At 38.0% G+C, this 24,528-nt stretch carries 24 protein-coding genes and 1 riboswitch; of the genes, 16 read left to right on the top strand and 8 right to left on the bottom strand.

Features of this window, described 5'->3' with window-relative positions:
- Window positions 1-195 precede the first annotated feature (195 nt).
- Window positions 196-2,961 carry a DEAD/DEAH box helicase gene (locus tag BLR62_RS01640; RefSeq protein WP_245719370.1) on the top strand — a complete coding sequence of 922 codons (2,766 nt, stop codon included), beginning with the start codon at window positions 196-198 and terminating at the stop codon, window positions 2,959-2,961.
- Window positions 2,962-2,978: 17 nt separating this feature from the next.
- On the opposite strand, the gene BLR62_RS01635 is transcribed toward BLR62_RS01640, so the two are convergent.
- A complete protein-coding gene (locus tag BLR62_RS01635) occupies window positions 2,979-3,374 on the bottom strand; it encodes a (deoxy)nucleoside triphosphate pyrophosphohydrolase (RefSeq protein ID WP_090792296.1) in 396 nt (131 codons plus the stop codon).
- 144 nt (window positions 3,375-3,518) lie between these two features.
- Entirely contained in the window at window positions 3,519-4,115 is a 597-nt protein-coding gene (locus BLR62_RS01630; protein ID WP_090792295.1) for a YkoF family thiamine/hydroxymethylpyrimidine-binding protein, read from the bottom strand.
- A gap of 89 nt (window positions 4,116-4,204) precedes the next feature.
- A riboswitch (TPP riboswitch) is annotated at window positions 4,205-4,312 on the bottom strand.
- A gap of 162 nt (window positions 4,313-4,474) precedes the next feature.
- Here BLR62_RS01630 and BLR62_RS01625 point away from each other — a divergent pair.
- Window positions 4,475-4,684 (top strand): hypothetical protein, encoded by a 210-nt coding sequence (locus tag BLR62_RS01625; protein ID WP_090792292.1) that lies wholly within the window; start codon window positions 4,475-4,477, stop codon window positions 4,682-4,684.
- Between the two features lie 71 nt (window positions 4,685-4,755).
- Here BLR62_RS01625 and BLR62_RS01620 read toward each other — a convergent pair whose 3' ends face one another.
- Window positions 4,756-5,157 carry a helix-turn-helix domain-containing protein gene (locus tag BLR62_RS01620; protein ID WP_090792290.1) on the bottom strand — a complete coding sequence of 134 codons (402 nt, stop codon included), beginning with the start codon at window positions 5,155-5,157 and terminating at the stop codon, window positions 4,756-4,758.
- 203 nt (window positions 5,158-5,360) lie between these two features.
- Here BLR62_RS01620 and BLR62_RS01615 point away from each other — a divergent pair, with 203 nt between their 5' ends.
- From BLR62_RS01615 to BLR62_RS01570, 10 genes are all read left to right on the top strand, one after another.
- Entirely contained in the window at window positions 5,361-5,549 is a 189-nt protein-coding gene (locus BLR62_RS01615) for a hypothetical protein (protein ID WP_090792288.1), read from the top strand.
- Between the two features lie 89 nt (window positions 5,550-5,638).
- Window positions 5,639-7,099 (top strand): glycoside hydrolase family 43 protein, encoded by a 1,461-nt coding sequence (locus BLR62_RS01610; RefSeq protein ID WP_090792285.1) that lies wholly within the window; start codon window positions 5,639-5,641, stop codon window positions 7,097-7,099.
- A gap of 11 nt (window positions 7,100-7,110) precedes the next feature.
- Window positions 7,111-7,887, top strand: a complete 777-nt coding sequence (locus BLR62_RS01605; RefSeq protein ID WP_245719369.1) for an alpha/beta hydrolase — start codon at window positions 7,111-7,113, stop codon at window positions 7,885-7,887.
- A 21-nt stretch (window positions 7,888-7,908) separates the two neighbouring features.
- A complete protein-coding gene (locus tag BLR62_RS01600) occupies window positions 7,909-8,262 on the top strand; it encodes a DUF2200 domain-containing protein (RefSeq protein WP_090792282.1) in 354 nt (117 codons plus the stop codon).
- Entirely contained in the window at window positions 8,262-9,014 is a 753-nt protein-coding gene (locus BLR62_RS01595) for a DUF7225 domain-containing protein (RefSeq protein ID WP_090792590.1), read from the top strand. Before BLR62_RS01600 ends, BLR62_RS01595 begins: the two co-directional genes overlap by 1 nt.
- Window positions 9,015-9,098: 84 nt before the next feature.
- Window positions 9,099-9,947, top strand: coding sequence for a VOC family protein (locus tag BLR62_RS01590; RefSeq protein ID WP_090792279.1), 849 nt, complete (start codon window positions 9,099-9,101; stop codon window positions 9,945-9,947).
- Window positions 9,948-10,210: 263 nt separating this feature from the next.
- On the top strand, window positions 10,211-10,855 hold the full coding sequence (locus tag BLR62_RS01585; RefSeq protein WP_090792276.1) for a class I SAM-dependent DNA methyltransferase: 645 nt from the start codon (window positions 10,211-10,213) through the stop codon (window positions 10,853-10,855).
- A gap of 2 nt (window positions 10,856-10,857) precedes the next feature.
- A complete protein-coding gene (locus BLR62_RS01580) occupies window positions 10,858-11,784 on the top strand; it encodes a PLP-dependent cysteine synthase family protein (RefSeq protein WP_090792274.1) in 927 nt (308 codons plus the stop codon).
- Entirely contained in the window at window positions 11,781-12,914 is a 1,134-nt protein-coding gene (locus BLR62_RS01575; protein WP_090792271.1) for a bifunctional cystathionine gamma-lyase/homocysteine desulfhydrase, read from the top strand. The genes BLR62_RS01580 and BLR62_RS01575 overlap by 4 nt, the downstream gene beginning before the upstream one ends.
- 148 nt (window positions 12,915-13,062) lie before the next feature.
- Window positions 13,063-15,948: a glycosyl hydrolase 115 family protein gene (locus BLR62_RS01570; RefSeq protein WP_090792269.1), complete on the top strand. Its 2,886-nt coding sequence runs from the start codon at window positions 13,063-13,065 to the stop codon at window positions 15,946-15,948.
- 58 nt (window positions 15,949-16,006) lie between these two features.
- On the opposite strand, the gene phnE (BLR62_RS01565) is transcribed toward BLR62_RS01570, so the two are convergent.
- From phnE (BLR62_RS01565) to BLR62_RS01550, 4 genes are all read right to left on the bottom strand, one after another.
- Window positions 16,007-16,819, bottom strand: a complete 813-nt coding sequence (gene phnE, locus BLR62_RS01565; RefSeq protein ID WP_090792266.1) for a phosphonate ABC transporter, permease protein PhnE — start codon at window positions 16,817-16,819, stop codon at window positions 16,007-16,009.
- Between the two features lie 12 nt (window positions 16,820-16,831).
- On the bottom strand, window positions 16,832-17,647 hold the full coding sequence (phnE, locus tag BLR62_RS01560; RefSeq protein ID WP_090792264.1) for a phosphonate ABC transporter, permease protein PhnE: 816 nt from the start codon (window positions 17,645-17,647) through the stop codon (window positions 16,832-16,834).
- Entirely contained in the window at window positions 17,637-18,422 is a 786-nt protein-coding gene (gene phnC, locus BLR62_RS01555; RefSeq protein ID WP_090792262.1) for a phosphonate ABC transporter ATP-binding protein, read from the bottom strand. Before phnC ends, phnE (BLR62_RS01560) begins: the two co-directional genes overlap by 11 nt.
- Before the next feature lie 100 nt (window positions 18,423-18,522).
- A complete protein-coding gene (locus tag BLR62_RS01550; RefSeq protein ID WP_090792261.1) occupies window positions 18,523-19,623 on the bottom strand; it encodes a phosphate/phosphite/phosphonate ABC transporter substrate-binding protein in 1,101 nt (366 codons plus the stop codon).
- Between the two features lie 186 nt (window positions 19,624-19,809).
- On the opposite strand from BLR62_RS01550, the gene BLR62_RS01545 reads away from it, so the two are divergent.
- On the top strand, window positions 19,810-21,381 hold the full coding sequence (locus BLR62_RS01545) for a bifunctional metallophosphatase/5'-nucleotidase (protein WP_090792258.1): 1,572 nt from the start codon (window positions 19,810-19,812) through the stop codon (window positions 21,379-21,381).
- 67 nt (window positions 21,382-21,448) lie between these two features.
- Here BLR62_RS01545 and BLR62_RS01540 read toward each other — a convergent pair whose 3' ends face one another.
- On the bottom strand, window positions 21,449-21,967 hold the full coding sequence (locus tag BLR62_RS01540; RefSeq protein WP_090792255.1) for a GNAT family N-acetyltransferase: 519 nt from the start codon (window positions 21,965-21,967) through the stop codon (window positions 21,449-21,451).
- A gap of 174 nt (window positions 21,968-22,141) precedes the next feature.
- Here BLR62_RS01540 and BLR62_RS01535 point away from each other — a divergent pair, with 174 nt between their 5' ends.
- From BLR62_RS01535 to BLR62_RS01525, 3 genes are all read left to right on the top strand, one after another.
- Window positions 22,142-22,294, top strand: a complete 153-nt coding sequence (locus BLR62_RS01535; protein WP_218119742.1) for a hypothetical protein — start codon at window positions 22,142-22,144, stop codon at window positions 22,292-22,294.
- 195 nt (window positions 22,295-22,489) lie between these two features.
- Window positions 22,490-23,392 carry an alpha/beta hydrolase gene (locus BLR62_RS01530; protein WP_090792251.1) on the top strand — a complete coding sequence of 301 codons (903 nt, stop codon included), beginning with the start codon at window positions 22,490-22,492 and terminating at the stop codon, window positions 23,390-23,392.
- Between the two features lie 89 nt (window positions 23,393-23,481).
- Window positions 23,482-24,474, top strand: a complete 993-nt coding sequence (locus BLR62_RS01525; RefSeq protein WP_090792249.1) for a LacI family DNA-binding transcriptional regulator — start codon at window positions 23,482-23,484, stop codon at window positions 24,472-24,474.
- Window positions 24,475-24,528: the final 54 nt, after the last annotated feature.

The following is a 24,528-nucleotide window of genomic DNA, read 5'->3' as shown; positions in this document are numbered from 1 at the left end:
GTAATGTAAGCATATATCAATGTAGTTATAGTATTTGTATATGGAATTATATGTATTACTCCAGTGTATCTCTTATGTTACAATAAATTAAAGGAACTGTTAAATTATATATAGTAATTGTTTAAGTTAGGTTGTGATGCCATGGTTGATAAACGTCTTATTACCAACTCAGAAAATGGAAATTTATAAAAAGAATTGGTTCAAAGCATTAGGGAATGTCAACATTTTTATTTTAGTGTCGCATTTATTAATTTCAGTGGTCTTCAACTTCTTTTGGAACCATTGAAAGAAGCTGGTCTAAACGGAACAAAAGGTAAAATCATAACGTCCACTTATTTGAATTTCACAGATGCTAAATCATTAGAAAAAATCAAAACCTTTGAAAATATTGATATGAAAATATTTATGACGGATGAGCAGCAAATCGGTTTTCATACAAAAGCATACATATTTGAATATGATGATTTTTATAAAATATTTATTGGTTCATCTAACATTACCCAAAGTGCTATGAAAAGTAATGTTGAATGGAATGTAGAAGTTGTGTTAAAACGTGATGATGATTTTGTCAAAGAAGTTCTTGAAAAGTATGAAGCGCTATGGGATCAGAGTTCGAAAGTAGACGAATCATTTATTCAAACTTATCGAGCTTTATTAAATGAACTAAAAAATAAGTTTGATCATCACCATTTGTCTATTGCTGAGAATCATAAATATGTTGTACCCAATGCGATGCAACGTCGAGCAGTCGATAATCTAGATCGATTACGAAAATTTGGTGAAACGAAAGGGTTAGTGATTGCTGCAACTGGTACGGGAAAAACATATATGTCGGCATTTGATGTGAGAAATGTTAAGCCAAAACGGTTACTATTTGTTGTGCATAGAGAAGAAGTTTTGAGAAAAGCAAAAGAAACTTTTGAGACGATATTAATTAATCAGCCCGGATCATTTGGTTACTTAACAGGAACCAAAAAGGATTTTAATGCAGATTATTTATTTGCGAATATACATACATTAAGCAAACATTATTTAAAATTTCAGCCTCGTGATTTTGATTATATTATTTATGATGAAGCTCATCATGTGACAAGTCCTATTTTTCAAGATGTTATTAATTATTTCGATCCTGAATTCACACTCGGCATGACCGCGACGCCCGAAAGATCAGATGGTCAAAATGTTTTTGACTTGTTTGATCAAAATGTTGCATTAGAGGTTCGATTACATGAAGCTTTAGAAGAAGAATTGATAATCCCTTTTCATTACTTTGGTGTAACTGACATTGGATCTGTTGACCTTAGTGACATTGATGTTGATGATATAGCTGAGGTAACGAAGCGTCTTAAAGTCAATGAGCGTGTTGACTTTATCATTGAAAACTTAGAGTTTTATAGTCACGATAATGAAAAGCGAAAGTGTGTTGGATTTTGTGTCAGTCGAGATCATGCTGCGTATATGGCTGAAGAGTTCAATAAGAGAGGGTATACAACAGCTGCATTGGATGGCAATGATTCTTCTCTTAAGCGTAGTGAGCATATCAATCGCTTAGAAGATGATCATGATCCATTATCTATTATATTTACAGTTGATATATTTAATGAAGGTATAGATATTCCTTCAATCAATACGGTGCTAATGTTGAGGCCCACGAATTCTCCTATTGTTTTCATTCAACAGTTAGGAAGGGGCTTAAGAAAGCATCCTGATAAAGAATTTCTTACGGTTTTAGATTTTATAGGTAATCACAACAAGACGTTTTTAATTGCCTTAGCTTTACGCGGGAATAGATATTACGATAAAGACAGTCTGAAAGTAGCAATCGCAACAGATTTTGCTAACATACCTGGGAATACACATATTCAATTAGATAAAATTTCTCAAGAGAGAATATTAGCGCAAATTGATGCTGAAAATTTCTATTCAATGAAATATTTAAAACAGGAGTATTTTGAATTTAAGCATTTGAATAATGGAAAAACACCTCTTTATTTAATGGATTACATGAAATATGATGGTTCACCAGATCCAATTAAATTTATTGAAAAAGAAAAGACATACCTTAATTTTGTAGCAAAGGTAGAAAAAGATGAACAATTAAAGTTGCTCCTTTATCATGATAAATTCGAACGGGTTCTAAAAGACCTTTCAAGCATGTTGCCGTTAAAGAGAGTTTATGAGTTCATCATTCTACGTTATTTGATGAATCATCAAGAAATATCGATGGAAAAAGCAAGAGAAGAGATTTTGAAAGTTGTGGATGATGTTGCAACAGATAGCATTTATCATGCTTTTGAATATCTAAATCATGCATTTTTTGATCGTGTTCAACGAAGTAATAAAGAGAAACTATGTGAATTACACGAAGATACATTAATAAGAACTGAAACATTTCGGACATTGCTTGAAACAAGTTCCGAATTCAATCGTTATATTGAAGACGTATTAGATTATGGTATTTTTCGATATAGTCACTATTTTGATCGAACAGATTATGGCATTCCTCACTTTAAGTTATATGAACAATATAAAATGGTGGATGCTGCACATCTATCAAACTATCGTAAGATTCATAGCTCGTTCCGAGGACAAGGTCTATTAGTAAACGGAAATGATTATTTTTTATTTGTAGATTTACACAAAGAAGCAACGATAAAAGATAGCATTAATTATAATGATAAATTTATTGATAGACAAACATTCCAATGGGAGACGCCGAATAGCACGAAGCAGTCATCAGAACGAGGGGAAAATATTATTTTTAATAATAAACATGACATCCGATTGCATCTTTTTGTTAGAAAGTACAAAGAGATTGAGAAAAATAAAAGTGAGCCATATATCTATATTGGTAAGGGTGATGTGGTTGACTATTCAGGCGAACAGCCTATTCAAGTGATGCTTCGTTTAGAGCATGAAGTGCCTTCCCAGTTATACGTTGAGTTTACAGAAAAGGTCTAGCCATATCATATTGAAGGCTAGACCTCATTTATTAATAATTCCACAGCTGGTATGTCTGCGGGTGCCCACTTAAGGGAATCAAGGTTTTCACGTTTTAACCAAACGAATTGATCATGTTCACTAAGCTCAGGGTGTCCTTTGACAATTTTAGCTTTTATAGCGGTTAATTCAATAATAAAATGATTGTATTCGTGCGTATGTACATTCAATATTTCTGATGGTTCAATCGTGCAGTTCATTTCTTCTTCAATTTCTCTTTTTAAAGCATTGTAAGGGTTCTCGCCATTTTCAATTTTTCCACCGGGAAACTCCCATACATTAGGGATTGTCATCTCTGTCGATCTTAATGCGCATAGTATTTCGTTATGATTGTTCTCAATAATAGCCGCAACTACTTTGACTGTTTTTTTCATGTTCTATATGCCTCCTAAGTCTATACTTATCTCTCATAATAGACAGAAATGACGTGATTTACAATTATGTTATTTAAAAAACCACCTATTTTCTTGAGTCGTTTGACCATCGGAAAATAGGTGGTTTTCTAGGCTTAAGCTAATTTATTTTTTCGTTGAGGGACTATTAGCTGACATTGATACCGTCATGACGGTATGAGATGATCCGCTTTCTTCCATGTCGATAAAGACTTGTTCTAACCCATTAAAGATCTTCGTGGCTTCCCCATCTAATCGTGTTGCGTAGTGTGTTGGACTCACCTCTACACCACGATCTTTCATCGCTTCGATTTGGGCGTAGATTTGATCCATATAATCGCCACCACCTAGTGGATATAGGGCGAACTTCGTGGCAGCTTGTTGTGAAATGTCATCAACCTTTTCTTTGTTTAGCACGATGTCATCTTCTGCCATATAAACTTCACCAGACGTATCCCCCGGACAGCCAACTGAATACGTCGCTTCAAACGCAACGTGCGCGCCTGTATTCGCCGCATGTAGATAGATCGCTTTTGTCACGTCGAAAATGTGTGGAATCCGCCCTCTGACTAATGTGCTGACATCATCCGTTTCGATCCATACTTTCGATGTGTCGACCTTCTCCAAGGCACCGGTAATAATCTCAACGAAATCATCGCGCTTCGGATGAATGGAAAAGTTAACGCCTGCTATTCTGTTACTATCGCATACAAATTGTGTCATGTTATGACCTCCTTAAAAATAGTAAAAGCTGCACCCCTTTTAGGAATGCAGCCTTTATGTATAATGAGACATTGACTTAATTTTATACATGGATCCAGACTGCACTTCCCCACGCTAGTATGACCTAGATCAGGTTCTGAGGGTTAGAACAGGTTCGTTCCTCTCAGCCAATTCAATCGGCACCCCTAGTGCAACGCTTTTATAAGATTGTTCATGTTCATCGTAACGAACTGAAAACGTGATGTAAAGATTTGTGCATTTGAAATATGAAGCGGATTATATAAGATTTAATGGATTTTTAACATGGGCTCATGAAGTCATGTTATAATGAAGCACTTGATTGATGGAGGGATAAGAAAATGAACAAACGATGGACAATTAATGAAATTAAAACATTTGTAGAAAATAATTCAGAAAGCACATTATTGACGACAGAATATACTGGTTTTTCTCAGAAATTACAATTTAGATGTGCTTGTGGGAATCTATTTGAAAAGAACTTTACGAAATTCAAAAATAAACATCAGCGAAAATGTGATGTTTGCCAACCACCTAAAGCCTCTCGCTAACGTTTTCTTGTATAATAGATAAAAATACACTTAAGTGTGAAACAGCCCTCATTTTGACGGTCATTTCATAGTTAAGTGTTTTTATTTGCATCGTTTTTATCCGTTTTTTTCTTTGCTTGATCGGTAATGTATTTAAAATAGTTTTCAAGTTCTTTCATTTCTTCTGGTCCCATCGCTTTCCAACGGTCAATGTCATAAAGGCCAGATTGTTCAATACAGTATTCATCCAGGAGTCTGTTGATCTCAGACATGGGTTCAAATTTATGGGTGTTCGGGTTACTTGTTCGGCCGAGTAAGTAGTCTGTTGAAACACTTAATATATCTGCAATCTCACTTAACATTTCATTTGAAGGAGAGCTATATCCCGTTTCATAATTAGAGATGGTTTGTTTTTTAGTATGCACTTTTTCAGCTAATTGTTCTTGGGTTAGTTGTTTATTTTTTCTAGCGATTCTGAGTCTTTCAGAAAGCATTTTTAAATCCCCCTACACTTCGAAATTCAAATTAATTGTACTATAAACACGTATTTCTAAAACAATAGTCCAAAAAAGTCATATGTTTTTGTTGAAATGTCATATATTTCCGCTTAAAATGTAGATGATATCCAAATTTATTGGACGAAGGATTGATGAGGGTAAAAAAAGCCAGATAAATTTTAAATCAAGAGGTGATTGAGGTGTTATTAGCTGAAGATCAGAAAGATAAAGAAGAAGGTTGTCTATTATATTGTTTAAGTTGTGCTTATGATGAGGTGAATAAAGGGCGTTTGTTTCATGCTGAGGCTTACATGAATAATGCAATTCGATCACTGCATGAGTTGTACAAAATGACAGATTCAAAACCTAAAGAGAAAGCAAAGCCGTAATAATGTCATTTGTTTTTCTTTACAATTATTTGTTTGCGCTTACAATGAAAGTATAAATGCAATTTGCTTTGTACTAAGGAGATGTTTTTATGAAGGTAAGTGACAAAAATCCCGTTATTTGGGCAGATGTGCCGGATCCTTGTGTCATTCGGGTGGGTGATGTTTATTACATGTCGAGTACGACGATGCATATGAATCCAGGTGTCCCGATTATGATGTCGAGGGATTTAGTCAATTGGGAGCTATTAACATACGTCTACGATGTATTAGAACATAATGATCCACAAACGTTATCGAATGGCCAGGAAGAGTATGGGCACGGTTCTTGGGCGAGTAGTCTTCGCTATCATGAGGGCGTGTTTTATTTAGCGGTGGCTTCGTTTAGCGCAGATAAGACGTACATATTTAAAACAAAAGATATCACGAGTCGGCAATGGAAAAAGTCTACTTTTGATGGCGTTTATCATGATATGTCACTTTTATTTGATACGGGCAGGGTTTTTATGACTTATGGTGGTGGCGATATTAACATCATTGAACTGACTCAAGATGCGACGGCTATTAAAGAAGATGGGCTACATAAAACGCTGATTCCAAATGCGAGTGGAGTGTTGGGTGAGGATTATCTATTGCCAGCTGAAGGCTCTCATTTTCAAAAAAATAATGAATGGTATTATGTATTTTTAATTATGATGAGAAAAGATGGTGAGCGGATTCAATTAATGTACCGGTCAGATCGAGTGGACGGTGAGTATGAAGGTCGCATTGCTTTAGAGAATCGTGGTATCGCACAAGGTGGTTTAGTTGATACAGCAGATGGTGATTGGTATGCACTATTGTTTCAAGACCGTGGTGCGGTCGGACGAGTGCCTTACCTCGTAGACATCACATGGGATAACGGTTGGCCCTTGCATCATGTAACTTTAGATGAGGGTTCTAATCAAGCTATTCCGAATGTCGTCGCCGCTGATGATTTTGATGATCATGAGCTTGTACTCGCTTGGCAGTGGAACCATAACCCTGACAAGCGGTATTGGAGTTTAACTGAACGACAAGGCTTTTTAAGGTTAAAAAATGGATCGGTTCGAGATACACTGATTTCTGCCAAAAACACTTTAACACAGCGAACATTCGGACCGTTTTGTTCTGGGGAAGTGGCGATGGAAGTGGATCATATGAAGGCTGGTGATGTGGCAGGTCTTGCTTTATTGCAAGAGAATTACGGTTTTGTCGGGGTTAAGGCCGATGATGATCGAAAGTCTATTGTGATGGTGCGAGGAAATAGTGAAGAAGAAAAGATTATAGAAGAAATTCCACTTGAGACAAATCGAATCTATTTTAAAATTGAGTGTGATTTTGAAAATAGGAATGACAAAGCTCATTTTTATTATCGCACTGATCAATCAGGGTGGTTTTCAATTGGTGATATTCTTCAAATGAAGTACACGTTACCGAAGCATTTTATGGGCTACCGGTTCGCGCTTTTTAATTATGCGACAAAAGCTATGGGTGGCTATGCGGATTTTGATTATTTTAGAATAGGTGAATGAGGAGTGATCATATGATGAAATTTGAAATGATTGAACATAATCATAAACAGTTAACAGGTACCGTTCACATACCGGATAACGAAAGGGATCAACATCCAACTGTGATTATGTTTCACGGTTTTGGTGGAAGCCGCTTAGAAAGTAAAGGTTTATTCGTTAGGATGTCGAGATACTTTGAAGAACGTGGGATCGCAAGCGTTCGATTTGATTTTTCAGGTCATGGCGAAAGTGAAGGAGACTTTTATGATGTGACGCTCTCTAATGAGGTGGATGAGGCAAAGGCTATAGTTGACTACGTCAAAGGCCTCGATTTTGTTGATCCTGATCGAATCGATTTATTAGGTTTAAGTTTAGGTGGCGTGGTAGCAAGCATCGTCGCTGGCGAGATGAAAGAGTCGATTCATGCGTTATGTATGTGGGCACCAGCAGCCGTTGTTTTGGATGACGTGAATAAGCAAAAGCAAATTCAAGGACGCGATATTGAAGAGGAAATGTCACATCAAGGTTACTTTGATTTTTATAGTTTACGTGTTGGTCCTTCTTTTGTCGACGATTTAAAAACGTTTGAGCTTTTTGAGCGAGCCAAGCAATATGAAAAGCGTGTTAAAATTATTCATGGCAGTGATGATCAAGTCGTTCCATTATCGTATTCGCATCAATATATGACCTATTATGGAGCACAAGGTGAATTATCTGTTTTAGAAGGTGCAGACCATGCATTTGGCACTTATCCTGATCGGATGAAACTTTATGAAGAAACGTACGAATTTTTTAAACAAAAACACTAAGTAAGGAAAGGGATACCTTTAATGACAAAACCTAAGATCTATACAATGAGTTTTTCCACAGTTTATCCACACTATGTAACAAAGGCAGAGAAAAAAGATCGAACGAAAGAAGAAGTGGATCATATTATCTGTTGGCTAACAGGCTACACACAAGCGGAATTGGAGAATGAAATTAAACGAGAGGTTGATTTTGAGACATTTTTTGACGAGGCACCTGAGCTTAATCCTAATCGTCATCTTATTAAGGGTGTTATTTGTGGTGTGCGCGTGGAAGAGATTGAAGAGTCGCTAATGCAAGAGATTCGTTATATGGACAAGTTGATCGATGAACTCGCCAAAGGAAAAAAGATGGAGAAGATTTTACGTTCATCATGATGACGATATATGACCAAATCAAAACTGTCATGCAGGAAAGAAAAGATCCACTTATTTCACCGGCGGAGTTAAAAGACGAGCTTTATGATCGATTCGGAACAAACCCGAAAAGTGTGATCATATCAGATTACTGCTATAACCTTTACAACAAAGGTATTGCATTTGACCGGCATTTATTTGAGCGAATCAATCGTGCGACTTATAAGTATTTAGGTGAAAATTATCCGTATACGGGTTTGATTTTCCAACGGCCAAGAGGTAGTGAAGATGATCAAATTGTTGGGGAGTGGCAACAAGGCAAGAAAACAATAAATACAGATTTAGAAGATGGTGCTATAAGCACGGAACAAATGAAAAAATTGTTTGAAGAGTATAGTCGCATTTTAAATTATGAAATCAATGTATTAGGGTGTCAGCCAACAGAGGTGAGGCACCTGCTCGGTCGATTAGGTGAATTTTATTGTGCGATTTATAAAAACGGCCATTTAGCCAAAGAGGTCAATCAGCATGGATTTGATGTCTGGAAAGGACAGACGAGAATTAGTGTGAAAACAACCGCTCAAACAAAAGATTTTATTACCATTAATTCGAAAACATTTGATCAATTCGATTATTTATTCGTTTTGCAGTATATAAATGATGAATTTCATATCTTGTATGACGGCCCAAAAGAACCGATTCTTAAGATTGCACGCGTGTATAAAGATAAATATGAAGTCAGTTTGTCGGGGTTGAAGCGGTTGGTGGAGTGATTTTTTATTTTGAATTCAAGATGTTTAATTTATTGTTTTTCGGGAAGAGGAGTGGATATCTTAGATAAGAAAGGGAGATAGAAGATGCCATTCCATCAAACAGCTGCGACGTTCGTGCAGGATATTTGTTTATATGTACATGATTTAGATCGTTCGATTACGTTTTATTGTGATGTGTTAGGTTTTCGTATATTTAAGCAATCAGCTAAAAAAGTTGAGCTGACAGCTGATGGTAAGCATGTTTTGATTACATTACTTGAGGATAAGGATCGGAAGAAAAGAAGCATGAGTTCAACAGGTTTGTATCACGTTGCGTTTCTTGTCCCGACTCGTGAAGCATTAGGTCGTATTATTGTTCAGCTCATTAAAAATAATCATGAAGTGGCCTCCGCTGATCACTTAGTGAGTGAAGCGATTTATATTGATGATCCGGATGGTCATGGGATTGAAATTTATCGAGACCGAGATCCATCGACATGGGAATGGATAGATGGATTGGTTAAGATGACCGTGGAGCCACTAGATTTTGAAGGTATTTTGAACGAGGTGGATCAGACTCAAATGTTTGAGGGAGTTGAGCCTGAGACAACGCTCGGTCATATTCATCTGCACGTTCGTGATTTAAAAGAATCGGGTGCTTTTTACACGAAGTTACTCGGGTTTGATGTGGTAAGCACATTAGGGCATCAGGCTTTATTTCTAGCAACAGAAAACTATCACCATCACATTGGGATGAATACATGGAGTGGGAAAATGCCGCCTGCGCCAGATACGATTCAAATGGAAGGTTTTTCGATCCGTTACCCGTCTGAGGAGGCACTTGAGCGAGTACTCGATCAATTGGAAAAGTCGAACGTTGAGATTCAGTCATCAGTTGGGCGATTATATGTTGAGGATCCACAAGGGATGAAGATTTATTTCAAAGTGATGTGAGTTCGCGCGCAAAATAGGATATTTGCACACAAAATTCAAAAAAAGCACACAAATTAAGATTTTTTCACACAAAATCAAAAAAATGAACACAAAATAGGATTTTCGCACACAAATCCAAAAGTCAGATGCCATTTACAAGGCATCTGGCTTTTTGTATCAAGTTGTTTTTGCTTTTCTGTCAATCTTGTGGTAACTTATTAACTAATTAATCCGATAATTCATACATATATAGTATGAATTAAAACGAAAAGTGAGGGAGTCGCATGGGAAGAGAGTTTGTCTCGTTGTTCAATGATTGGGCGAATGATTATGATCAAGCTGTGACGGGTCATGATCAGGAGTATCAGGCTGTTTTTTCTAAGTATGATGAAATTTTGGATGCTGTTGTGTCCGCTTCAAAAGGTTTTGTTGTTGAGTTTGGTGTAGGTACAGGTAATTTAACGAAAAAATTAGTGGATGCTGGATTTACCGTATTAGGTGTTGAGCCATCTGAGGCGATGCGAGTTAAGGCGCGTTCAAAAGTGCCTGATGTGTCAGTAATTGATGGAGATTTTATAGATTTTCAATCACCCAAGGAACAGATTGAAACATTTGTGAGTTCATATGCATTCCATCATCTAACGGACGAGGAAAAGCAACAAGCGCTCTTAAAGTATCATCAACTACTCTCAGCTAATGGTCGGATTGTGTTTGCGGATACGGTATTCACATCAGAAGAGGCGAAGCAATCGATCATTGATGAAGCTGAAAAGCAGCAGTTCTGGAATTTAGCGGAAGACTTGAAAACAGAACATTACCCACTTAAGCCAAATCTTGAAAACATGCTCGAGCATGCAGGATTTGATTATTCATTTGAGCAGTTAAACCCATTTGTTTGGCTCATAACAGCTGAAAAAAGAGGTGGTTAGAATTGCCGTTATTCTCTAATATTCACGATACAATTGGCCAAACGCCGCTCGTGCCCCTTAATCAATTTAAACAATCGAATGGCACGATGATTTATGCGAAATTAGAATATTTTAACCCAGGTGGTAGTGTGAAAGACCGCTTGGGTCAAGCGATTATAGAAGAGGCAACCTCAAGTGGAAAAGTGAAACCTGGTGGTACGATTATCGAGCCGACTGCGGGTAATACAGGAATTGGCTTAGCCCTTGCTGCACAGCGTTACGATATCAATTTAATCGTGTGTGTGCCGCGTAAATTTAGTATTGAAAAACAAATACTAATGGAAGCGCTAGGCGCCAAATTAGTTCATACCGACTCTAGCTTAGGGATGAAAGGAGCGATTGATCGAGCTAAACAGCTACAACTAGATTTACCTGAAAGTTATGTACCGCAACAATTTGCTAATCCTGTTAATCCTAAAGCCTATTATGATTCATTGGCGCCTGAATTATGGAGTGATTTAAACGGTCAGATTGATTTGTTTGTTGCTGGAGCTGGCACAGGTGGGACTTTTGCTGGGACAGCACGTTTTTTAAAAGAAAAATCTGATCAAATTAAAACGGTCATTGTTGAACCAGAAGGATCCATCATTGCGGGTGGAGAACCAGGTCCGCATAAGACAGAAGGAATCGGAATGGAAAAAATTCCGCCTTACATGAACGAATCCCATTTTGATGCGATTCATACAGTGAGTGATGAGGATGCGTTTGATTATGTCGATCAATTAGCGAAAAAAGAAGGGCTATTAGTCGGGAGTTCATCAGGTTCAGCGATGCACGCAGCCGTCCAGGAAGCAAAAATAGCCCCGGCAGATAGTAAAATTGTTGTTATTTTCCCAGATAGTAGTGAACGTTATTTAAGTAAAGATATTTATCAAGGAGGTAAATCATGAAACGAAAAACAAAAATGGTACACGGTGGTATAACAGGCGATAAGGTAACAGGGGCTGTATCTGTTCCGATTTATCAAGTGAGTACGTACGAACAACCCAAAGCAGGTCAACATACAGGCTATGAATATTCGAGAACAAAAAATCCGACGCGTCATGCACTTGAAACGGTGATAGCTGATTTAGAACAAGGGGAAGCGGGCTTTGCCTTTGCTTCAGGAATGGCGGCGATCACAAGTGTGATGATGCTCTTTAAACCAGGTGATCATTTTATTATTACAGATGATGTTTATGGTGGTTCATATCGACTGATCACAAATGTCTTAACGAAATTTGACTTAACTTTCACATTTGTTGATACGTCAAATACTGAAGCAGTAAAAGAAGCGATTCGTCCAGAAACGAAAGCGATCTTTATTGAAACGCCAACAAATCCGCTACTTAAAGTAACCGATATTAGAGACATCTCCAAGGTCAGCAAAGAAAATGATTTAAAATTAATCGTTGATAACACGTTTTCAACACCTTATTTCCAAAATCCAATCCCATTAGGAGCTGACATTGTGATTCACAGTGCGACTAAATATATCGGTGGACACAGTGATGTCGTTTCTGGTTTGGTTGTGGTGAACTCAGCGAGCTTAGCTGAAGACCTTCACTTTATCCAAAATTCAGTCGGTGCCGTTTTAGGACCGCAAGACTCATGGCTTTTGATGCGAGGAATTAAGACGCTTGGTTTACGGATGGAAGCGATCGGTTCAAATGCTCAAAAAATCGCTGCATTTTTAAATGATCACGAAAAGGTGAACACGGTCTATTATCCGGGTCTCACTGAACATCCCGGACACGAAACGACGAAACAGCAAGCATCAGGTTTTGGCGGTATGATTTCATTTGATGTTGGTGGTGAAGAAAAGGCTGAAGCGGTGTTGGAAAAATTACACTACTTCACTTTGGCTGAGAGCTTAGGCGCTGTTGAGAGCTTAATTTCGATTCCTGCCAAAATGACGCATGCATCGATCCCACGCGAAAGACGTTTGGAGCTCGGTATTGCAGATGGTTTGATTCGTATCTCAGTCGGCATTGAAGATAGTGAAGATTTAATCGAAGATTTAAAACAAGCGTTAAAATAAATAACGTCCCAATCAAAATCGGCAAAGCAAAGGCTTTGTCGATTTTTTCTTTAAAAATTAAAACAACCTCTATAGGTTTTCTGTTGTTAAATCGACAAAGAGGTAAGAGAATTGGTGAAAAGGCTTACATAAAAGAGAGGATGTTTGGATGAATTTTGTTATTAAACAAGATGATTTACATAAGAATCCCTTGTTTTATCAAGAAACGGAAGCTTACAGTGGTGTAAATAAAATAGCTGAAAAAGTGATGAGAGATGTGGAGTGTGTGTTTGGACAAGCACCTCAAAAAACAAGCGATCGTGACGCGCTTGCTAATCATGTCATTGTTTACGGAACACTTGGCAAAAGCCCGATCTTAGATGAGTTGGAGTCGCAAGGTAAACTGGACTTAAGTGAGATTCGAGATAAGCGAGAAGTCTATCAATTACAAGTGGTCGAAGCGCCATTTGACGGTGTGAAGACTGCTCTTTTTATTGCGGGAAGCGATAAGCGCGGAACGATTTACGGTTTGTTTCAGTTGTCTGAACAATTAGGTGTCTCGCCATTTATTAATTGGAATGATGTTAAACCGCCACAGCGGGTACAGTTTTCAATTGAATCAATGTTTAAAAAAGTGTCCAAAGAGCCATCCGTAACCTACAGAGGTTTCTTTATTAATGATGAGTGGCCAGCGTTTGGCAATTGGGCAATGAAGCGATTCGGTGGATTTAATGCTGAGATGTATGACCATGTCTTTGAGCTACTCCTTCGTCTAAAAGGGAATTATTTATGGCCGGCAATGTGGTCAGCACGGTTTAATGATGAGGGTCCGGGTTTAAAAAATGCAGAACTAGCAAATGAATATGGCGTGGTTATGGGCGCATCACACCATGAACCGTGTTTGCGATATGGTGAAGAATATAAGTACCTTCGAGGCGAAAACTCTAAATACGGGGATGCATGGAATTTCCTCACAAACCGTGACGGGATCATTAAATTTTGGGAAGATGGGCTGAAGCGAAGTGGTCATTTTGACAATGTGATTACTGTCGGTATGCGTGGTGAGCAAGATACTTCGATTATGGGTAAAAATGCAACACTCGCAGACAATATTCAACTACTAAAGGAAGTCTTGCAAACTCAAAATCAATTAATCCAAGACAACGTGAATTCAAACTTATCAGAAGTGCCTCGTATGTTAGCACTCTATAAGGAAGTCGAGCCTTTCTTTTATGGCGATGAAAACACTGAAGGGTTGATGGGGGCAGAAGAATTAGAAGATGTGATTTTAATGCTATGTGATGATAACCACGGTAATTTAAGGACGCTCCCAACAGAAGAGATGCGTCAACACTCAGGTGGCTATGGGATGTATTATCATTTTGATTACCATGGTGGGCCTATTTCGTATGAGTGGGTGAACAGTTCTTATTTACCTAAAATCGCTGAACAGATGACGATGGCCTATGATTTTGGTGTACGTGATTTATGGATTGTGAATGTCGGTGATATTTGCACACAAGAATTCCCTTTATCGTATTTTCTAGATTTGGCTTATGATTTTGATCGCTTTGGAACAGATCATTTAAATGAAACGGATCACTATACGAAGCAATGGGCCAAGCAACAATTCAATCATGTCTTTAGTGAAGAGGAACTTGATCAAGTCTATCAGCTGTTAACAGGTTATACGAAAATTGCGCATAAACGACGTCCTGAACATATGAATGATCAAGTCTATGATCCGGTGCATTATCAAGAAACGGATCGTGTGCTCCGTGACATTGAACATTTACTAACCCTAGCAGAAAAACTTTACAAACAAGTCGATCCCGTTCATTTCCCAGCTTATTTTTCACTCGTCTATTACCCAGCAGTGGCGAACTTGAATTTACAAAAGATGTGGTTACTCAATACGAAAAGCCAATCAGATGCGAAACTAGGTAAGTTATCAGCGAACACACTTGCTGATGAGGTGAAAGCCTGTCTGTTAAAAGACCGTCGACTCGTACGTGAATACCATACGATCAATGATGGTCAGTGGTATGGCATGGGATTCTCTGAACATATTGGCTTTACAAAATGGAATGAAGATGAGTGTCAAAATCCAGTGTTAAGCACGGTTATTCCTGCGAATAAACCACGGCTCGTTGTCACGATTGATGGAACCGATCAATACAGTGAAGGAAGTCCGTGGCATCAGCATATACTCAAGCTTTCCAACTTCTTAGAACCAGATGTAAAGACTGCCTCCTTTACGATCGCAAGCTTAAGTGATGCCGAAGCTGATTACAAAGTGACAACAGATGCATCCTGGCTTACATGTTCCGAAACAGTGGGAACGTTAAATGGTGATGACATGAGTGTTGTTGTGCAGGTAATGATCGATCGACAACATTTACCGAAAGAAGTGACTGGACAGGTTCAAGTTGAGACACCGTCTGGTTTGGTTACGATCCAAGTACCTGTTAATAACCAGTCCTATCATGATTTACCAGAGAAGACGTTTGTTGATACGTTAGGTTACATTTCAATCGAAGCGGAACATTTTATCGATCGCAAAAATACGGTATCGACATCGGGTCAAAAACAGAGCCTAGATGTGCTTAAAGGATACGGCAAGACACTGTCTGCCGTGAAGGCCTTCCCAACGACGGCGTACTTTACGGCCCTAGAAGATGCACCTTACGTTGAATATGCCTTTATGACAAAAGAAGAAGCCACTTTTGAGATGGATGTGTACATGCAGCCATCAAACCCAGTCGGACGAGATGAGACGATTAAATGTGCGATTCAAATCAATCAAACACCTGCGCGCACGATTGATCCCTTACCAGACGGCTATCGTGTAGACGGGCTTGAATGGGAAAAAGGCGTCTTGAATCATATCCGGGTTCAAACCGTTGAGATAGACTGTGAAAAAGGTTTAAACAAATTGCGCATTTATCCAGTTACACCAGGATTTGTTTTAGAAAAATTAGTGATGTATCCAAAAGGTCATCAACCACCGAAAAGTTATTTAGGACCGACTGAAACGTATTATGTTGGTCGGTAATGAACGTAAAATATGCCCCTTAAAATTTTACTTTTAAGGGGCATATTTTAATTGGCTTTTATCCATTTACTAATTTGGTGCGCAATTTATTTGATACGGTTTCTATAATTAAGATTAAGACAACTAACCCAATTAAAATAGAGCCGACTTGTGACCATCGATAACCTTGCATGGCAAAGATTAATGGTGCGCCAATCCCACCAGCACCGACTAAACCTAATATAGACGCTTCCCGCATATTCATATCAAATCTGTAGATCATGACAGATAAGAATAAAGAGAAGAGTTGAGGGAGGATTCCGAAACGAATCTTTTCGAATACAGTACACCCCATTGAGGTCATTGATTCCAAAACTTTAATATCTAAATCCTCAATGGCATCAACATAAAGCTTTGCTAACATGCCAATGGAAGTAATGCCAATTGTTAATACCCCCGCAAAAGGACCAGGTCCCGTTACACGAATTAACATTAACCCATACACTAACGAGGGAATCGTTCGAATCACAATCAGTAGCATGCGAGTTAGACCACTAATAGGTTTTGGAACGATATTAGAAGCTGATAAAAAGGCAAGAGGTACAGCTAAGAACGCCCCCAAAATCGTTCCGAGAAAAGCGATGGCGATTGTTTCCATTAATAAATAAAAAACGCCTTGATTGGTCAAACTAAAAAGGAATGCTAAATCAGGGTTCACCAAGCCTGTTAAAATATTTCTGGCTATAATCATGCCTCGCTCATCAAGTGCTACACTTAAATCAGATACAGACCAAATCATTAACCCAGATAGGATAGCCATCAATACGATCGTATAACGGCGGTGATCAGGTTCGGAATGTAATTGTTTTTCTACAGCTGTTAAAGTTGACATATAGAGACCTCCTTACGCAAGTTTTTTTCTGAAATATTCACTCGTTGATTCAATTAAATAAACCGTAATGACGAGCATGAAAACAATCATTCCTAAGCTCTGATAATCACGCCAACCGATTGTTTCATTGATTAATCGGCCAACCCCACCAGCACCGACATAGCCTAAAATAGCGGCATAACGAACATTTCCTTCAAAGCTATACAATGATATCGATAAATAGTTAGGTAAAATCTGCGGGAAAATAGCGGTACGAAAAGCAGATCGTTTGTCCATTCCCATCGCTTCCATCGCCTCGAAACTGCCCATATCAACATTTTCAATCGCTTCATACACCAATTTACCAACATACGATGTCGTAAATAAAATAATCGCGATCGTGCCGGCGGTTTGAGGTAGTTGAAAAATGTAGGTTGCGATGAGGGCAGTAACCAATGTTGGCATCGTTCGAACTAAGCTTAAGCCAGTTTTAACAGATGAAACGATGATGCGTTTTTTAGTAATGTTTGATGATGCAAGAACAGCCAGTGGTAAAGCGATCACGGCTCCAAGCACAGATCCAAACAGCGACATCTGTAACGTTGACATCAATTCCGGCCATGCTCTTGACATATATCCCCAGTTAGGTTGCAACATTTCAAAAATGATGGTAAAAAATTCATGGATTCCGCTCATTAACTGATTCCAATCAAAACCTGTTACGACACCAGAATAGTACATCGCAACAGCTACAATCATTAAAATAACAGGTGATTTTGAACGCTTTTCATAAACAACAGAACCACTGTCTAGAGTGATTTTTTTAGGAGGAAATAATTTATCCCACATACACTTGATTCTCCTCTCCAGAAGAGGGTTGCTGCTCGACATGCCCTTCATAAATCATTTTTAAGACGACATCATCAACTGAAGATGCTTTACCATCAAAAACCACTTCACCTGCACGAATACCAATAATTCGATCGGCGTATTCTAAGGCCATATCAACGTGGTGAATATTCATTAAGATCGTAATATTCATGTCTTTATTGATTTTAGTAAAGTCATTCATTACACGTTTAGATGTAATCGGATCAAGAGAAGCCACAGGTTCATCAGCTAAAATAATATCAGGCTTTTGTGCGAGCGTTCGAGCGAGTGCAACCCGTTGTTGTTGACCGCCAGAAAGCTGATCGACTCTGGTGTAAGCTTTGTCCAAAATCCCGACCTGTTCAAGTGCTTCTAATGCTTGAAGTTTTTGTTTTTTGGTATAAACACCTAAAAAAGTTCTCCAGAATGGATTGTCAGGCGCAAAGGCCACTAATACATTTTTAATAACAGTTGTACGATTGACTAAGTTGAACGATTGAAAAATCATACCGACTTTTCTTCTGAAACGGCGGATCGCGCTACCTTTAAGAGCACCGACATTAATATTATCAACAAATAATTCGCCACCTGTTGTATCGTGCATACGATTAATACAACGTATGAATGTTGATTTACCCGCACCGGATAAACCGATCACCGCAACAAATTCTCCTTTTTCAATCGTTACATTGATGTCTTTTAAAGCTTGTGTTCCGTTAGGGTATATTTTTTCTACATCTTTAAATTCAATCATTACCATCCCTCATTTCAAACTAATAATTAGTTTTTGGATAAATGGGCGAAAATGAGACCTTAATCCTCATTAAGATCTCATCCCATTTAGTGCCTGATCGTTAATTTAAATTTCTTAAGAATTCTTGAGCGTCACGTTCACCATCATAATCTTCAGATTCAGCTTCTTGGTAACCCTCGTGGCTGTAGATGCTGATGACCTCTTTACCTTCGTCTGTATCAGCGATATTAATAAATGCTTCCTGCAAAGCATTCTTTAAATCATCGTTCATGACATCAGCATTTTTACTAACGGATATTGTATCGTTATAAATCGGTTGAGTGACACCAATGACGTTGGTTTCATCCCAAATGGAGTCATCACGGCCGAAGTCCCCAGTCCAATTCTCGTCATTGTCTCGTCTTGCATCTGCATAAGCGACAATAATGTCTGATTGCTCAGCTGCTAGTTGTGCGAAAGCATCTCCATAGCCATTTGCCTGAGTCGATTGATCTAAATCTGTAATGCTCATATCGAAATGGTCTTGTAACCATAATGTTGGATAAATATAACCGGCTGATGAAGACGTTGACTGAACAGACCAACGAGCACTGTTAACGTCATCCCACGTTAGCTCTTCACCATTGTTTACTTTTTCAGCTAATTCTTGTCCTTTTTCAGTAGGACCTGCGATCATGATACTTCGGTAGTAAGTGGCTTGTTCATCTGAGAGGCCTTCAGTTGGTTTGTTCTCATTCCAATCGGCAGGGTCTTCAGAATCATTCGAAAGTGCTGCACGTGTTGATGTTAAGATCACCTCAGCCCCATCGTCATATAACACATAGGTTCCGCCTGGGATCAGACCAACATCAGTTGTTCCAGAAGATAAGGCCTCTCCGACAGCTTCATAAGTTGTCCCTACATTAATTTCAACATCATCAACATCAAAACCTAAATCTGCTAATTCGTCGATTAATAGATCTTTTAAAGGTTCAGTAGCTGTCACAATCTCATCTGGGTCACGTGATGGAACGAATGAAACATTTAATGTCTCAATCGTTTCATTTTCGGGCTCGCTTTCAGTTGCTTCATTTTCACTTTCGCTTGTTTCTTGAGAGTCATCGTTGTCTGCTGCTGTCGTTTCGTCTTCTGTATCTGCACACCCTACAATTAAAAACGCCATAAAAATTAAACTAACCATTACCCATAACTTGTGTTTCATGTCCTAATCCCCCTAATAAATTTTGTGTGTTTGAAAACCTCTTACAGCCGAAGTATAGCATGCTAAACCCGCTTAATGTTGTTAACTTTTGGTAAAATAAACTTAACAAAAAATGCATTGTTTTGTTCGATAGTTCGCGTTTATACTAAAGTGAAATACGGTCAAAACAGAAGGGGTGCGAATCTCATGTTAGATAGACATACCATCACTATACTCGCAACAAGCGATATCCACGGACACGTTTATCCAACAACATACCGAGGGAATACAAATCAACCTCTTGGGCTTGCTAAACTAGCGACACTGATTAGGAATGAACGAGCAAAAGCTCAAGATTCGTTGTTAATAGATAATGGAGATGTCATACAAGGGTCTCCGATGATGTACCATTATCACAATGCAAGTCTACCTAGAAACCCAATTATAAAAGCGATGAATCAATTGGAATTTGATGCATCCGTGATCGGCAATCATGAATTTAATTTTGGGAGTCAAGCATTAGATGATGCAGTTAATGCTTCTCGATTTCCGTGGTTATCAGCGAATATTATTGATCGAGAATATCACAAACCACGTTATAAACCTTATATCATTAAGCAAATAGAAAACGGCTTGCGTGTTGCGATTTTGGGGATCACAACACACTACATCCCCAATTGGGAAAAACCTGATCACATAGAACACCTTGAATTTCAAGATGCGTATGAGACGACGAAGAGATGGGTGACTTATATTCAAGAAAATGAAGCGATTGATTTATTAATTGTAAGTTACCATGGAGGTTTTGAACGAGACTTAGCTACTGGAGAACTAACAGAGGCACAAACTGGAGAAAACCAAGGTTATCTTTTGCTAAACGAAATTGATGGGATTGATGTCCTTTTAACAGGCCACCAGCACCGAAAACTAGCTGAAGTTATTGATCAAACAGCAGTTATACAACCTGGTGTTAACGGTGAGTCTCTAGGTAAAGTAACCGTTCATTTAACAAAAACGTCATCAGGTTGGATGGTTCAAGATAAAGAATGTGAACTAGTTCCAGTAGAGGAGGCAACACCTGCATCACCTGAGATTTTAATCGCAGCACATCAAGCGCATCACGATACCGAAACATGGCTTGATCAGCCTATTGGTCATATTGATGGGGATTTATCAGTTAAGGATCCATTTAACTTGAGGTTATCAACACACCCCTTGATTGCATTTATTAATCAAGTTCAGATGGAAGAAGCAAATGTTGATATTTCATTAACGAGTTTGTTTCATGACGAGTCACCAGGTTTCAAGGGAGCGGTGACCATGCGTGAGATCGTGAATAATTATATTTACCCTAATACGTTAGTCGTTCTTGAGCTTACAGGTAAAGACATTAAACAAGCACTTGAAAAATCAGCAAACTATTTTAAAGTAGATGATCATAATAAATTAGTGATAAATCCAACTTATCTTTATCCAAAACCAGCACCCTATAACTATGACATGTGGGCAGGGATTGATTATCAACTAGACATCAGCAAACCTGAGGGTCAGCGTGTCACTAAGCTTCATTATTTAAATGTTCCAATCAAAGAAAATGACGATTTTGAAGTTGTGATGAATAATTACCGAGCTAGCGGTGGTGGGGATTTTGATATGTTTAAAAATAAACGAATCATTAAGGAGATACAGACTGACATGACGGAATTGTTAGTTGATTATTTTACACGCCACCCGTATGTGATACCAGAACTAAAAACCAACTTCATCGTAACACATTAACTGTAAATTTATTTATAAAAAACGAGCCGTCATCTGATTGATTCAGATGGCGGCTCGTTTTTTGTTTCTAATGAGATTGTTTAAGGTAGTCCTCTCTTAATAACCCCATCATTAATCCGTCACAGTATTCACCGTCGACGAAGTAATGTTGTTTAAGGTCGCCTTCAACTTTGAAACCAACTGATTCATAGATATGAATCGCTTTTTCGTTTTGTTTCACGACTTCTAAGGATAATTTGTTTAAATTTAATTGATTGAAGGCATAATCAACCATGATTCGCGTTGCTTTTTTCGCATAACCTTTTCCGTGCTGAGCAGGGTCAAACATAATAGCAAACTCTGCATTTCTATGTCGCGAATCAATGCCATAAAGTGCAAGAAAACCCACTTTATCATTTGCATGATACAAAATAAATGCACGGTGAGAACGGGAATTAATATGCTCTTCGTATTCTTTCGTTAACTTTTCTTTTGTTGTGTACGGCTCTTCACACCAATAATCCATGACTTCAGGATTGGTTCTCATTTTATAAATGAATTCTAAATCGTCTTTTTCAAGTGGTCGAATGTGTAACTTGTCTTCCATAAATAAACCTCCTCAAATACAAGTATAATGCCTTTACAACCATATTATAACATGATCTTAACGGTAACGCGTCCAAAATGTGTTATACTAAAATAGTTATATATTGACAAATCAAACGGCATAAAGGTGGGGTTAAAGCTGAAAAAAGAAGCGGATCAAATCTCATTTAAGCAAATGATTATGTATCTAGGAATCATTTTAAGTGGATGGTTATTTGCTCAGGTTGCGTTTGGTGAGTTTGCAGTTAGACATCTATACTTAGCTATGAAGGTCTTTTTGATCGGTGCTTTTTCGTTTCTAATTGTTAATCGTTCGTTCATAAAATGAATGTTTCAACTTTCATCGGTGTTGTGATGCCAGTGTTTGTGGTTCTCATGTTAACAGCAGGAATTTTGGTTTATCTTATTATATAGATGAAAAATAAGAAATCGTTTTCAGTTATGTCTTGACAAGGTAGGCTACTTAGGATTAAACTAAAATGGAACCGGTACCAAAAAGGAGGTAATTTGTATCGAATTTGATATGAAGTACGATTATAAAGACATGCCAAAGTCTAAGGCTACAGCAAAGGGTATGAAAATGATTCAAGGTGATCATCAGCATATTAGAGCGAAAATGGAGCGTGATGACCTCGTTTATCAAACGAAAGGTGGCAGAGATCTAAGGATTCGCATGGTCTATCCGGATTACCATCATGAAAAAAAGATATATCCACTTATCATGCATGTGCAAGGATCGGCTTGGTTTGAACAAAACTTAAATGGTCAGATTTTAGATTTTAAAGACATTGTGACGAGCGGGTATGTTTTGGCAATTGTAGAATACTTACCTTTACCCGAAGCAACATTTCCATCACATGTAGAAGATGCCAAAATGGCGATCCGTTATTTGAATCGTCATGCTGATAAGTTAGGTATTGATATGGAAAATACGTTTATATCAGGTGATTCGAGTGGCGGTCATACGGCGCTTATGTGTTGGGCAACATGGAACACAGATCAACTCGATGTCTCAACTGAACCATTACCACCGATTAAAGGGTGCATTGATTTATATGGTGTCGTTGATATTGTCTCAATTGCAGATGCAGAATCAGCGATCGATCATACGTTATCAGATAGTCCGGAAGCATTATTAATAGGTGGCAAAAAACCAATTGAACATGTTGAAAAAGCAGAGGAAGCGTCTGTCATCCATTATCTTGATAATGCTAAAACATATCCACCACTTTTGATTATGCATGGCAATAAAGATACAGTCGTCCCATTCGAACAAAGTGTCCAACTTTTTGAGTATTGTCAATCCGCGAATATCGATGCTGAGATGTATTGTGTGGATGATGCGGATCACGGTGGTAGTTTATTTTACTGTGACGCTGTCATTCAAACCATGATTCAATTTTTAAACCGTCACTTAGAAGATTAAAGTGAAGGATGCTTAAATGATCTTTTCTATGATAAACTATTAACCATGAAAAACTTGGTTTTTAATTTATTATAGGAGGTTACTTTTCTATGAAAGTAACGATAAATGATATAGCACGCATGAGTCATGTCTCTAAAAGTACAGTATCCAGATTTTTGAATGGTGGATCTGTGAGTAAAACAACAGCTGATAAAATTAGACGGGTCATAACAGAAACCGGCTATGAATCAAATTTATTTGCAAGTAGCCTTAAACGTAAGAAAACAAGAATGATAGGCGTTGTATTTAAAGGAATTCAATCGGTCAGTGTAGGAAAAATGCTTGAAGTTATCAATGAACAATTAAGAGAAGCAGACTATTATCCGCTGATCACGATTGAAAGTTTAAGTAATAGTCTTGAACAAGAGATTGAAGATTTATTGACACTGAATCGACAAGGTGTAGATGGCATTATTTTAGGTACTGATAATATTACTGAGAAGCATCGAGAAGTGATTAAGGGAATGGATATTCCTGTCATATTAGTTGGACAAGAGTCTCAAGACATTCCGTATAGAAAAATCGATAACGTTCGCGCGGGTCATCTAGTAGGAGAATACATTGATAAGATGGGTCATGAAAATATTGCTTATTTAGGTCCGAGTGAAGAGGATCGAGAGGTTGGCTTTCATCGGAAAAAAGGAGTAATGGATTATTTTGATCAAAAGAATAAATCGGTCTCAATTTTAAATTACAAAACAGGTTATACATTTGAAGCAGGCTATGAACAAGGAAGAAAAGTCTTAGCGGAAGCTGCGACAGTTGCTGTTTGTGCTACTGACCGAATAGCAATGGGACTGATTCAATATTTAAAAGAACAAGACTATTTGATCCCAGAAGACTTATCCATTATTGGCTTTGGTAACTACGACTTTTCAAGTGTTATATCGCCAGGATTGACAACAGTTTCGTTTGATTACAAACGCCTATCTGAATTGGTTGTTCAAGATATGATTCAACTCATTAATGATGAGGCGCTTGGAAATGTAGATGATGTAGAAATGAAATTAGTCGAACGCGAAAGTGTTAGAAATAATAATTAAGATTAAATTTATACCATGAAGAAGGCTTGTCATATCAATAAAGTAAAAAGGCAA

This window comes from Pelagirhabdus alkalitolerans (assembly GCF_900096905.1).
GTDB classification, from domain to species: Bacteria; Bacillota; Bacilli; order Bacillales; family Amphibacillaceae; genus Pelagirhabdus; species Pelagirhabdus alkalitolerans.
Note: the sequence above shows the minus strand (reverse complement) of the source record. Positions and strands in the feature narration are given on the sequence as shown.

Excerpts from the sequence above, each read along its gene's own strand:
- BLR62_RS01530 (WP_090792251.1), top strand. The coding sequence starts at position 22,490 with ATGAAGTACGATTATAAAGACATGCCAAAGTCTAAGGCTACAGCAAAG.
- BLR62_RS01525 (WP_090792249.1), top strand. The coding sequence starts at position 23,482 with ATGAAAGTAACGATAAATGATATAGCACGCATGAGTCATGTCTCTAAA.
- BLR62_RS01570 (WP_090792269.1), top strand. The coding sequence starts at position 13,063 with ATGAATTTTGTTATTAAACAAGATGATTTACATAAGAATCCCTTGTTT.
- phnE (WP_090792266.1), bottom strand. The coding sequence starts at position 16,819 with ATGTCAACTTTAACAGCTGTAGAAAAACAATTACATTCCGAACCTGAT.
- BLR62_RS01550 (WP_090792261.1), bottom strand. The coding sequence starts at position 19,623 with ATGAAACACAAGTTATGGGTAATGGTTAGTTTAATTTTTATGGCGTTT.
- phnE (WP_090792264.1), bottom strand. The coding sequence starts at position 17,647 with ATGTGGGATAAATTATTTCCTCCTAAAAAAATCACTCTAGACAGTGGT.
- BLR62_RS01575 (WP_090792271.1), top strand. The coding sequence starts at position 11,781 with ATGAAACGAAAAACAAAAATGGTACACGGTGGTATAACAGGCGATAAG.
- BLR62_RS01620 (WP_090792290.1), bottom strand. The coding sequence starts at position 5,157 with ATGCTTTCTGAAAGACTCAGAATCGCTAGAAAAAATAAACAACTAACC.
- BLR62_RS01610 (WP_090792285.1), top strand. The coding sequence starts at position 5,639 with ATGAAGGTAAGTGACAAAAATCCCGTTATTTGGGCAGATGTGCCGGAT.
- BLR62_RS01585 (WP_090792276.1), top strand. The coding sequence starts at position 10,211 with ATGGGAAGAGAGTTTGTCTCGTTGTTCAATGATTGGGCGAATGATTAT.
- BLR62_RS01595 (WP_090792590.1), top strand. The coding sequence starts at position 8,262 with ATGACGATATATGACCAAATCAAAACTGTCATGCAGGAAAGAAAAGAT.
- BLR62_RS01540 (WP_090792255.1), bottom strand. The coding sequence starts at position 21,967 with ATGGAAGACAAGTTACACATTCGACCACTTGAAAAAGACGATTTAGAA.
- BLR62_RS01625 (WP_090792292.1), top strand. The coding sequence starts at position 4,475 with ATGAACAAACGATGGACAATTAATGAAATTAAAACATTTGTAGAAAAT.
- BLR62_RS01605 (WP_245719369.1), top strand. The coding sequence starts at position 7,111 with ATGATGAAATTTGAAATGATTGAACATAATCATAAACAGTTAACAGGT.
- phnC (WP_090792262.1), bottom strand. The coding sequence starts at position 18,422 with ATGATTGAATTTAAAGATGTAGAAAAAATATACCCTAACGGAACACAA.
- BLR62_RS01545 (WP_090792258.1), top strand. The coding sequence starts at position 19,810 with ATGTTAGATAGACATACCATCACTATACTCGCAACAAGCGATATCCAC.
- BLR62_RS01535 (WP_218119742.1), top strand. The coding sequence starts at position 22,142 with ATGATTATGTATCTAGGAATCATTTTAAGTGGATGGTTATTTGCTCAG.
- BLR62_RS01590 (WP_090792279.1), top strand. The coding sequence starts at position 9,099 with ATGCCATTCCATCAAACAGCTGCGACGTTCGTGCAGGATATTTGTTTA.
- BLR62_RS01630 (WP_090792295.1), bottom strand. The coding sequence starts at position 4,115 with ATGACACAATTTGTATGCGATAGTAACAGAATAGCAGGCGTTAACTTT.
- BLR62_RS01600 (WP_090792282.1), top strand. The coding sequence starts at position 7,909 with ATGACAAAACCTAAGATCTATACAATGAGTTTTTCCACAGTTTATCCA.
- BLR62_RS01635 (WP_090792296.1), bottom strand. The coding sequence starts at position 3,374 with ATGAAAAAAACAGTCAAAGTAGTTGCGGCTATTATTGAGAACAATCAT.